Source organism: Pseudomonas sp. 18058 (genome assembly GCF_902706155.1).
Classification (GTDB): Bacteria; Pseudomonadota; Gammaproteobacteria; order Pseudomonadales; family Pseudomonadaceae; genus Aquipseudomonas; species Aquipseudomonas rustica.
Window position 1 is genome coordinate 22,782 of the sequence record NZ_CACSJY010000069.1, and the last position, 6,000, is coordinate 28,781.

Annotated in this window: 6 protein-coding genes; all 6 read left to right on the forward strand. The window is 61.8% G+C overall.

Features of this window, described 5'->3' with window-relative positions:
• The first annotated feature begins 72 nt into the window (after positions 1–72).
• Positions 73–1,419, forward strand: coding sequence for an MFS transporter (locus tag GVL50_RS25450; RefSeq protein ID WP_053117860.1), 1,347 nt, complete (start codon positions 73–75; stop codon positions 1,417–1,419).
• Between the two features lie 285 nt (positions 1,420–1,704).
• Positions 1,705–2,562 (forward strand): CoA transferase subunit A, encoded by an 858-nt coding sequence (locus GVL50_RS25455; protein ID WP_053117863.1) that lies wholly within the window; start codon positions 1,705–1,707, stop codon positions 2,560–2,562.
• The gene (locus GVL50_RS25460) at positions 2,562–3,341 is read left to right on the forward strand and encodes a CoA-transferase subunit beta (protein WP_016982817.1); all 780 of its coding nucleotides are present in this window, start codon (positions 2,562–2,564) and stop codon (positions 3,339–3,341) included. Before GVL50_RS25455 ends, GVL50_RS25460 begins: the two co-directional genes overlap by 1 nt.
• On the forward strand, positions 3,338–4,543 hold the full coding sequence (gene pcaF / locus GVL50_RS25465; protein ID WP_178124221.1) for a 3-oxoadipyl-CoA thiolase: 1,206 nt from the start codon (positions 3,338–3,340) through the stop codon (positions 4,541–4,543). The genes GVL50_RS25460 and pcaF overlap by 4 nt, the downstream gene beginning before the upstream one ends.
• A 36-nt stretch (positions 4,544–4,579) precedes the next feature.
• On the forward strand, positions 4,580–5,284 hold the full coding sequence (pcaH, locus tag GVL50_RS25470) for a protocatechuate 3,4-dioxygenase subunit beta (RefSeq protein ID WP_159815474.1): 705 nt from the start codon (positions 4,580–4,582) through the stop codon (positions 5,282–5,284).
• Position 5,285: 1 nt separating this feature from the next.
• Positions 5,286–5,852, forward strand: a complete 567-nt coding sequence (gene pcaG / locus GVL50_RS25475) for a protocatechuate 3,4-dioxygenase subunit alpha (protein WP_008080091.1) — start codon at positions 5,286–5,288, stop codon at positions 5,850–5,852.
• Positions 5,853–6,000 lie beyond the last annotated feature (148 nt).

A 6,000-nucleotide genomic window follows, 5' to 3' on the forward strand; every position in this document is an offset into this window, starting at 1 on the left:
CTTCTATTCTTGTAGCTGTGCCGCTCTCTGGCCGGCCGCCGTTCGACTGCGTTTTTTGCGTGGATAAAAATAATGAACCAGCCTCAGTCCGCTGTGGGTCAGTGCCTCGACGTGCAGACCTTCATCAACGCCCAACCGATCTCGCGCTATCAATGGCGGGTGGTGATCCTGTGTTTCCTGATTGTCTTCCTCGATGGCCTCGACACCGCCGCGATGGGCTTCATTGCCCCGGCGTTGTCGCAGGACTGGGGCATCGACCGCGCCAGCCTCGGCCCGGTAATGAGCGCCGCGTTGATCGGCATGGTCTTCGGCGCACTCGGTTCCGGCCCTTTGGCTGACCGCTTCGGGCGAAAAGTCGTACTCGTCGGCGCCGTGATTCTGTTCGGTGCCTTCAGCCTGGCGTCGGCTTACAGCACTAACGTGGAACAACTGTTGGTGCTGCGCTTCCTGACCGGCCTCGGTCTGGGCGCGGGGATGCCCAATGCCACCACGCTGCTCTCGGAGTACACCCCGGAGCGCAAGAAGTCGCTGCTGGTGACCAGCATGTTTTGCGGTTTCAACCTCGGCATGGCCGGTGGCGGGTTTATTTCCGCCAAGCTGATCCCGGCGTTCGGCTGGCACAGTCTGCTGCTGATCGGCGGGATTTTGCCGCTGATCCTCGCGGTGGTGCTGCTGTTCTGGCTGCCGGAATCGGCGCGCTACCTTGTAGTCCGTAACCGTGGCACCGACAAAGTGCGCAAAACCCTGGCGCCGATCGATCCGGTCACCGTCGCCCAAGCCTCCAGTTTCAGCGTGCCGGAACAAAAAACCGTGAAGGCGCGCAATGTGTTCGCGGTGATCTTCTCCGGTACCTACAGCACCGGCACGTTGCTGCTGTGGCTGACCTACTTCATGGGCCTGGTCATCGTTTATCTGTTGACCAGTTGGCTGCCGACGCTGATGCGTGACAGTGGCGCGAGCATGGAACAAGCCGCGTTCATCGGTGCGCTGTTCCAATTCGGCGGGGTATTGAGCGCGGTCGCTGTGGGATGGGCGATGGACCGTTTCAATCCGCACAAGGTCATCGGCATTTTCTACCTGCTGGCCGGGGTGTTTGCCTACGCGGTGGGGCAGAGCCTGGGCAACATTACGTTGTTGGCGACTTTGGTTTTAGTGGCGGGGATGTGCGTGAACGGCGCGCAATCGGCAATGCCGTCGCTGGCGGCGCGGTTTTATCCGACGCAGGGGCGGGCGACCGGCGTGTCGTGGATGCTGGGGATTGGCCGCTTTGGCGCGATTCTCGGGGCGTGGATGGGCGCGACGTTGTTGGGCTTGGGCTGGAATTTTGAGCAGGTGTTGACGGCGTTGGTGATTCCGGCGGCGGTGGCGACGGCGGCGGTGGTGATCAAGGGCATGGTCAGTCATGCGGATGCCACCTGAGGTCAGGTCTGTAGAGCTTCATGATCGTTCCCACGCTCCGCGTGGGAACGCCTCATTGGACGCTCTGCGTCCGCTTTTGGGACGCGGAGCGTCCCGGGCTGCATTCCCACGCGGAGCGTGGGAACGATCATTGTTAGGTAAACAACAATCTGTTCGATAAACGAACACTCAGTCGATTATCGGATTGTTTGGCACATTTCCCAGGCTTAATCTGCAGTGACTCCGGCGCTGAACCTCGCCCCTTTTTATCACTGGCGATTCATTACAAAAACAGGAGCCCGCTCCATGGCTGAGATCCTTTCGCTGCACGACGCGGTGAAGCAATTCGTCAACGACGGCGACACCGTCGCACTCGAAGGCTTCACTCACTTGATCCCTACGGCCGCAGGTCATGAAATCATTCGTCAGGGCAAGAAAGATCTGACGCTGGTGCGGATGACGCCTGACCTGATCTACGACCAACTGATCGGCGCCGGTTGCGCACGCAAACTGATTTTCTCCTGGGGCGGCAACCCTGGCGTGGGTTCGCTGCACCGTCTGCGCGACGCGGTCGAGAAGCAATGGCCACAGCCGCTGGAGATCGAAGAGCACAGCCACGCCGACCTGGCGAATGCCTACGTCGCCGGCGCTTCCGGCCTACCGTTCGCGGTACTGCGCGCCTACGCCGGTTCCGACCTGCCGAAGGTCAATCCGCTGATCAAAACCGTGACTTGCCCGTTCACCGGTGAAGTGTTGGCGGCCGTACCGTCGGTGCGCCCGGACGTGACCGTGATCCACGCACAGAAAGCCGACCGCCAAGGCAACGTGCTGCTGTGGGGCATTCTCGGCGTGCAGAAAGAAGCCGCGCTGGCCGCCAAGCGCTGCATCGTTACCGTCGAAGAAATCGTCGACAACCTCAACGCGCCAATGAACTCCTGCGTGTTGCCGACCTGGGCCTTGAGCGCAGTCTGCCATGTACCCGGCGGTGCACATCCGTCCTACGCCCACGGTTACAACGAGCGCGATAATCGTTTCTATCAGGCGTGGGATCCGATCGCCCGCGACCGTGAGACGTTTACCGCGTGGATCAACGAATACATCCATGGCTGCGCTGACTTCAGCGAGTTCCAGGCCAAGTTGGCCGCTGCTTCGGAGGCCAAGTAATGACTTACACCACCAATGAAATGATGACCGTCGCCGCAGCCCGTCGCTTGAAGAACGGCTCGGTGTGCTTCGTCGGTATCGGCCTGCCGTCGAAAGCCGCCAACCTCGCGCGTCTGACTTCGTCGCCGGACGTGGTGCTGATCTACGAATCGGGCCCGATTGGCGCCAAGCCGAGCGTGCTGCCGCTGTCCATCGGTGACGGCGAACTGGCGGAAACTGCTGACACCGTCGTCCCGACCGGTGAGATTTTTCGCTATTGGTTGCAGGGCGGGCGCATCGACGTCGGTTTTCTCGGCGCCGCGCAGGTCGACCGTTTCGGCAACATCAACACCACCGTGGTCGGCGATTATTTCTCGCCGAAAGTGCGCCTGCCGGGTGCCGGTGGCGCGCCGGAAATTGCCGGTTCGGCAAAAAGCGTATTGATCATCCTTAAACAGTCGGCGCGTTCGTTTGTCGACAAGCTCGATTTCATCACCTCGGTCGGTCACGGCGAGGGCGGCGATTCGCGCAAACGTCTGGGCCTGCCAGGCGCCGGGCCGGTCGGGATCATCACCGACCTGTGCATCATGGAGCCGGAAGAGGGCACCCACGAATTCGTGGTCACCGCACTGCACCCGGGCGTGACCCGCGAGCAAGTGGTCGCGGCCACCGGTTGGGCGATTCGTTTTGCCGACAGCGTTGAGACCACCGCGGAGCCGACTGACGTCGAACTGACCGCGCTGCGCGATCTCGAAGCGCGCACCGCCGCCGCCCACGGTCAGGCACCGGGAGAAGCATGATGCGTGACGTTTATATCTGCGACGCGATTCGCACGCCGATCGGCCGTTTCGGCGGCGGACTGTCCGCCGTGCGCGCCGATGACCTGGCCGCCGTGCCGATCAAGGCCCTGATGGAGCGCAATCCATCGGTGGACTGGAACGCCATCGACGAAGTGTTCCTCGGCTGCGCCAACCAGGCCGGCGAAGACAATCGCAACGTTGCGCGCATGGCGCTGCTGTTGGCCGGCCTGCCGGAAACTGTGCCGGGCGTGACCCTCAATCGTCTGTGCGCTTCGGGCATGGATGCAATCGGCACGGCATTCCGCGCCATCGCCAGCGGCGAGATGGAGCTGGCGATTGCCGGCGGCGTCGAGTCGATGTCCCGCGCACCGTTCGTGATGGGCAAGGCTGACGCGGCGTTCTCGCGCAACATGAAACTGGAAGACACCACCATCGGTTGGCGTTTCATCAACCCGTTGATGAAGGCGCAATACGGCGTCGACGCGATGCCGCAGACCGCTGACAACGTCGCCGACGACTATAAAGTCTCGCGCGCCGATCAGGACGCTTTCGCCCTGCGCAGTCAGCAACGCACCGCCGCCGCGCAGGCTGCAGGATTTTTCGCTGAAGAAATCGTCGAAGTGCGGATTGCCCACAAGAAGGGTGAAACCGTGGTCAGCCAGGATGAACATCCGCGCGCCGACACCACGATTGAAGCGCTGACAAAATTGAAACCGGTCAATGGCCCGGACAAAACCGTTACCGCCGGCAATGCCTCCGGCGTCAACGACGGTGCCGCTGCGCTGATTCTGGCTTCTGCCGAAGCGGTGAAAAAACATGGCCTGACCGCCCGCGCCAAAGTGCTCGGCATGGCCAGCGCCGGCGTGGCGCCTCGGGTGATGGGCATCGGCCCGGTGCCAGCGGTGCGCAAATTGATCGAGCGCCTCGGCGTAGCGGTCAGTGATTTCGACGTGATCGAACTCAACGAAGCGTTTGCCAGCCAAGGCTTGGCGGTGCTGCGTGAATTGGGTCTGGCGGATGACGCCGCGCAGGTCAACCCGAACGGCGGTGCGATTGCCCTCGGTCACCCGTTGGGCATGAGCGGTGCGCGTCTGGTGTTGACCGCGCTGCATCAGTTGGAAAAGACCGGTGGCAAGAAAGGTCTGGCGACCATGTGCGTCGGTGTCGGCCAAGGTCTGGCCCTGGCCATCGAACGCGTCTGACGCAAGCCGTGACGAAAAAGAACAGAGGAAAGCGACATGTCTGACAAGCCTGGTTACCGTCGTCCGCAGGAAGGCACTCAGCCTGAGTACCTGCACCCGACGTATCAATCCACCAACCTGCGCTCGCCGTCGAAGCCATTGGTGTTTCTGCCGCACTCGCTGTCGGAAATCACCGGCCCGACTATCGGCGCCGAGCGTGTAAGCGACACCGATAACGACCTGACCGCCCAGCACGAAGGCGAACCACAGGGCGAGCGCATCATCATTCACGGCCGCGTGCTCGACGAAAACGGTCTGCCGGTGCCGGGGATTCTGGTGGAAATCTGGCAGGCCAACGCCGCTGGCCGCTATAACCACAAGCGCGACGTGCATGATGCGCCGCTCGACCCGAACTTCACCGGCACCGGCCGCACCGTGACCGACGCCGACGGCTGGTATCAGTTCCAGACCATCAAGCCTGGCGCCTATCCGTGGGGCAACCACCACAACGCCTGGCGCCCGGCGCACATTCACTTTTCGCTGTTCGGGCCGAGCATTCTTACGCGCCTGGTCACGCAGATGTACTTCCCGGGTGACCCGCTGCTGGCCTACGACCCGATCTACAACTGCGTGTCGGACACTTCGGCCAAGGAACGCCTGATCGCCAGTTTCGATCTGGAAAAAACCATTCCGTCCTACGCCCTCGGTTATCGCTGGGACATCGTGCTGCGCGGGCGTGAAGCCACGCCGATGGAGAAATAAGATGACGCTGACTGCGACCACGTCCCACACCGTCGGGCCGTATTACCACATCGGCCTGACCTGGCTGAACCGCGAAGACCTCACCGTCGAACAAACCCTCGGCGAGCGCGTGGCGATCACCGGGCAAGTGGTGGATGGCAACGGCGATGTCGTCAACGACGCCATGCTCGAAGTCTGGCAGGCGAATGCTGCCGGCAAGTACGACCACCCGGAAGATGAGCAGGACAAAGCGCTCGATCCGAACTTCGAAGGCTTTGGCCGCGTGCCGGTGGATGCTGAAGGGCGCTTTCGCTTTACCACGATCAAACCGGGCACGGTTGAAGGGCTGAAGGGCTCGACCCAGGCGCCGCATTTGGTGGTGTTGGTGTTTGCCCGTGGCTTGGTGAAGCACTTGCTGACGCGGATCTACTTTGAAGGCGAGCCGGCCAACGTTGATGATCCGTTGCTCGAATGTGTGCCGGCTGAACGCCGCACGACCTTGCTGGCGAAGAAGGATGAATCGGGTGTTTACCAGTGGAATGTGATTTTGCAGGGCACTGATGCCGAGACCGTGTTCTTCGATTATTAAGATCAAAAGATCGCAGCCTGCGGCAGCTCCTACATGATCGTTCCCACGCTCTGCGCGGGAACGATCAATAGATCACCACCCCCCCCTGTGGGAGCGGGCTTGCTCGCGAAGGCGGAGTGTCAGTCGACAGATGTATCACCTGACACAC